The sequence below is a fragment of the Hoylesella timonensis S9-PR14 genome, from assembly GCF_000762405.1.
GTDB lineage: Bacteria > Bacteroidota > Bacteroidia > Bacteroidales > Bacteroidaceae > Prevotella > Prevotella timonensis_A.
Genome location: NZ_JRPQ01000221.1, coordinates 1 through 5,133 on the forward strand (window position 1 = coordinate 1; position 5,133 = coordinate 5,133).

At 36.0% G+C, this 5,133-nt stretch carries 1 protein-coding gene; it reads left to right on the forward strand.

Annotated features, from left to right (window positions below):
• Positions 1-4,534 precede the first annotated feature (4,534 nt).
• A partial coding sequence (mobV, locus tag HMPREF9304_RS11955; RefSeq protein WP_445236344.1) for a MobV family relaxase occupies positions 4,535-5,133 on the forward strand: 599 nt, incomplete at its 3' end.

Consider the following 5,133-nt stretch of genomic DNA (forward strand, 5'->3'; position numbering starts at 1 on the left):
GGTCGAAGAAACGAAAAATCCTTAAAGGTTGAGAATCGGGTTGCCCAGAATAATAATAAACTTCAAAATANAAGATTATGTCAAACAACGAAATGATTTTANCTGCATTAGGTTTTTCTAATTGGGACAAGCAATTGGACGAGTTCAAAAACAATTTTGGTTTCGNCTGGACAAATGAAGATTTAGATGAAGCAATTGAGGTCGCTGGCTGTAATACCTCTAATGTGAGAAATTGTCTCATGGAGATACTTTGGCTTAAGGTAGTCTATTACTTTGTTGATACAATGGAATGTTGTCGAGAGTTGTTTGATAGTTACATCAATGGGTCGCTTGATACTCATTTTTATTACAACGGGACAGAGNTTAAGTCTGAAGAAGAACTGTTGAAACTCGTCAACGAAGTATAAAGCNACCCACAAATCAATAACCATGTAAATAAGAAATAAAATGAAAACAAAGACAAACAGGTATTTTTTCAGAANAGCAGGAAAAGGCTGGACTATAATGAAGCGTAGAATGGACAATTATATCATTGNCATACGTTGGGTGTCAAGCTGGCAAGAGGCACGACAGCAAGTCTATAAGCTCAATGGATGGAATTGAACACCTAATATTAATCCTATATATAACGAACTCAATTTATAAACACTTTTATACAGAAGAAATGAAAACATTATCAATCCAAAAAAATAAGACGGTATCGNTATTTGAAGGTGCCAATAAATGGTGGAACACAAAAAACGCATTCTTCTCAATGCTTACAGGAGAAAAGTTTTCCAACAGAGAAGTAGTACTCACACATTTAATTCTTATGGCGTTTTGTGCTGGAATAGNATGTGCAGAGACACTCCCCTCCGTATCTATCCTTGCCATTGCTATAAGTGCAGTTTGTGTAAGATTTCTAAACCAAAAAGAAAATAATGCTAATATTACTGATTAGTTTCATTTTTTTATATCCTAAAATATTAACATTTGAGCAAAACGAGTCAGAGAATATTCATTGTTATTATAAGTTCCAAATATGTATTATTTGGAACTTATATATTGTTTCATTCTTTATTGAGCAATGAAAATTTCTCCCCTGAAGATTTTGAAAACGTTAATATAAGACTTTTATTTTTTTTATCNATCATTTTTACGGCAAGGTTTGTATCTTCGCCATCGTTAAATAAATATTTTTATGAAAATAAATCACCTATCACCAATGCTTGCATTGACNGTGTTTGTCTCNTTTTCATGTACGAGACATCCGTCNTTCAAAACTTCTACCGAAGCGATAGAGGCTTGCAAAGAAAAATTGTCGGAAGTGAGATCCTGCAAGGATGCCGACATCGAGAAAGTAACAAAGTTNACGGCACAGTGGCAAGAACTACGGGACTCGTCGTACAGTGTCTTTTCAAAAGACTCTACCGTTAATTTGAAAAGTCCGATAGCTCTTGCATATTTTGTTATTTCCGATTCGATGAGAACGGAACTAACACGATTAGCATTCTCAANACAACGTTCGCTTCAGGATGTAATGTACCTCAAACTCAATACGGCAGGGGAACGNGCAAAGATCGAAAGCTCNGATACCTATAAAAANGCTTCCGAATTTTATGNCAGCCTTGATAAAGTGCAAACTATTAACAGGTTACCACAAATATTGATTAGCTATAANAAACTACTGAACAGTACCCATGACTTTAAGCAGGAATCCCAGTTGCTTGCTTTTATCAGAGAGGAAGACAGGTGCTTTCGNTCGCTTATGGAACATCTTAGTAATGTTCCCACGAATGAGATGCAGCAATTGACTCAAAAAACAACAAGACTCTTTGACCGCCTTTATTCTTCAGTTGGTCAAAAAGAAGATGAAGTGAATGACAGGACGATGCTGTATCTTACAATGCGCTTTAACAGNCGTATCATGCAAAATGCCATTGCATGCAGGGAAGATATATTAAACAANAAAAAACTCGACCAAGAGCAACGGATAAGCTACCGATGGATGCTNATTCAGCCCTATGTNTCGTTGGANAGTTATTCAACTGCAACTTTGACNAAAAAACAAAGGAAAGAACTAATGGAACTTTCCAAAGAACTCCCTGTGCTTTTAAANCGTCTGGATGAAAAAAGAAAAACAAAGGAAGAAGAGAACAAACTAATAACTACCTTGGCCGATTATTTNCTTAAATCCTATATTTCTGCNACTTTATAAATAAAAATCGTATGGAAAAAGCATTAGACTACAACAAACTTGAAGACGGAACTTACAAGCGTTCCATCCTCCTGCTTTATCAAAAGTTGATAAAGTTGCTCCCTCACTATTTTACGGAACAACAGATAGGCNTTATCAAACACACTTATTTTACAGAGGTTGTTTTCAACATGGATGAACATAACATGTTAGAAAATGNAGTATCAGAATTGGTAGAGAAATTGCATATACACGTTCTTTATGCCTCGAGGGAAGAAAGCGGAAAGATATATAAGGTGGTAGCATACTCGACTCCTGTAGAAGATGAAATGTTTGTAATCTACCTTTCTTCGACCAACTATGGAATCATAGACTCAATGACAGTCTTCTTTTTTGATAGTTTGGAAACAATGTACTATCAGCTACTTTCTGAAAGAAAGCGGAAACCAAGGCTTCAAAAGGACATTNTGGAGCAAGAATCATACGCAGAAACATTGTCGAACTTTAATTGAAAGAAATATGGTGATGTTAATATTAAAATTGATACTTTTCGTTGTGTTNACGACCATTCCTTTCCTGTACCATTTTCTAATTAANCCNAGAAGGGAAAGCGTGAAAAATTATAGGAATGTTTTTGCTGCAGCACAACCCCATATGTCGAAGATAAAGAAGTTGGCTTGGAGNCTGGGTNCCTATATTATCAACTTTTATGATAAGATGAAACANAGGGAAAANCCAAGAAAATTCTTTACATTATTGNTCTTATTATTTCTTCTCTGCATTCAAGGTGTGGACAATTTTGCATCTGGAGAAGTGGCNGCCACATATAAAACAATGGCAAAGGAAAAAAGACTGGAACAGCTTAGTATCAGCGGAAAGAAAACTGCAGCTCCTTTCATGCAACGAAAGATGAATAATTANCTATATCCTTTCCTCACNCGTCCTGTTNTTTATCTCCTGACTTTTGGAATAACATTGCTNTTCTTCTCTTATAAATTAGCGAACAGAATATTCACGGAAATACATAACAGTAAAAAAATCNTGATAGCCATATCCTGCATAATAATANTGTTTTCTTTCTTCGATGAAGGAAGATATATATTGCTTTCAGAGGTGCTTTACGTCATCNCAATGGCNGCATTATTTTATCCTAATTTCCAAGACTTCGAAGCCCCCAAAGGAAGAAAAACAATACCACAAAAATACATGGAAGAAAGAAAGGCAGCATGACCTTTATTTAATCATGATTTTTATATAAANAAGTTAATGGGAAAAAGCCTGATTTTTACATCTAATATTTACAATAAAAAACGATAATGGTTAATGAAAAAATGATAGATAAAAAAACAGTTCAAACTGACAACAAAGAATATGATGTAAGGATGCCTTCNGCTTTGTTAGANTNTCTCTGTGGNGACTACACTTACAAGAACACAAGGCGTTTTTCTCGTCTNCAAGCCTTTCGTGATCTCGTAGTNCGTCATTGTATATCNGAGAGNAAACAAGAGGANATGGCCGCAAACATAGAGTGCTTATCAAAGTCTTGGGGATGGAGTCGTCCTTCTGTCATGAAGTTCATCCAAAATTTGGAAGCAATGGAGATTTTGGAAGTCTTCAATGTTGTCACGAGCAAAATGGTTAGACTTCAAAAAGGCGTTGTTATTTTTGTACCCAAAAAAGAGACGAAGAAATGATGGTGAGAATCTTAATTCATTCGGAGAAATCTAAATTGACATTTCATTTTTAATNTTTACAGATGAAAAAGACAAAGTCATTGTACATGCGCTTGCGCATGANGAATCGTTTTGCAAACGAAATAAATTATTTTATATTGGGAGGTAGCCTAATACCCCCCAAATAGAAATTTGGAGGAATTGACACCCCAAAAGAGGGGGACTTCGTGCGGCAAGCCGTGTCAATATTAGGCTCTCCGAGGGTTTAGACGACGATTACCTCTAAAAATCCAAAATGGGTATACAAAATAGACGTTTGTAAACCATTGACCCCTATGAATATTACATTGACCCCACCGTTGACCCCTCTGAATGTTATAAAATGAAGNTGTTGACCCCTNTAAATGTTACAAAATGACAGTTCTAATANTANCNTNTTTTTTATGGGTAAAATTTCTTNTTTAGAAAAGGGGTTGACCCCCTTAAAACTTTCATTTTGTTACATTGACCCCTATGTTTGACCCCCTTGAAGTGACAAAATGTAACATTGACCCCACCGTTGACCCCTCAATGTGTAAGTTTAGAAAANGGGAGAAGNAAGTTTTATAAATATTACCACTAATTGACCCCCCCATCGAAAAATATTAAAAAAAAGAAATATATGGCAAAACAAGTAATNGATCTCATGCCCACAAAGGGCATTACTGTTGCTCAAAGTAATGAGCATCTGCGAAACTTCTCTGCGGAAGCCTACAAGAGAAAACTATCATATGCTTTTGATCCAACCCGTGAACATCTTAACTTTGAGGTTCGCAAGGGTGGGGTAATAACTCCTGTCGACAAAAAACNCTCAATCACACAAAGAATCAAAGATAATTTGAAGGCAAGGAATATAATAGACCCTAACCTCGGACTTCCGGAACCAAAGTATCGAACTGTTGCAAATTTCATCTTGGGCGGTTCAAGGGATCAGATGCACCGTTTGGCATTCGGCGAGCAACATGTAAGCCTGGACAAAGAAGCTGACAATTCAAAGATTACTCGTAATTCAGAAATAGAAAAATGGGCTGTTGATATGTACAAGTTTATGAGTAAAAAATATGGTGAAAAAAATATCGCAGCTTTTATAGTACATCTTGATGAAACAAATCCTCACATTCACTGTACAATTTTACCAATAACAGAGCGGAATAAATTCTCTTGGAAAATGGTCATGGCTGGACAGAATAAATTTGAATACAGTCAACGAATGACAGCCCTTCATAATGAGCTTTCGGAAGTCAA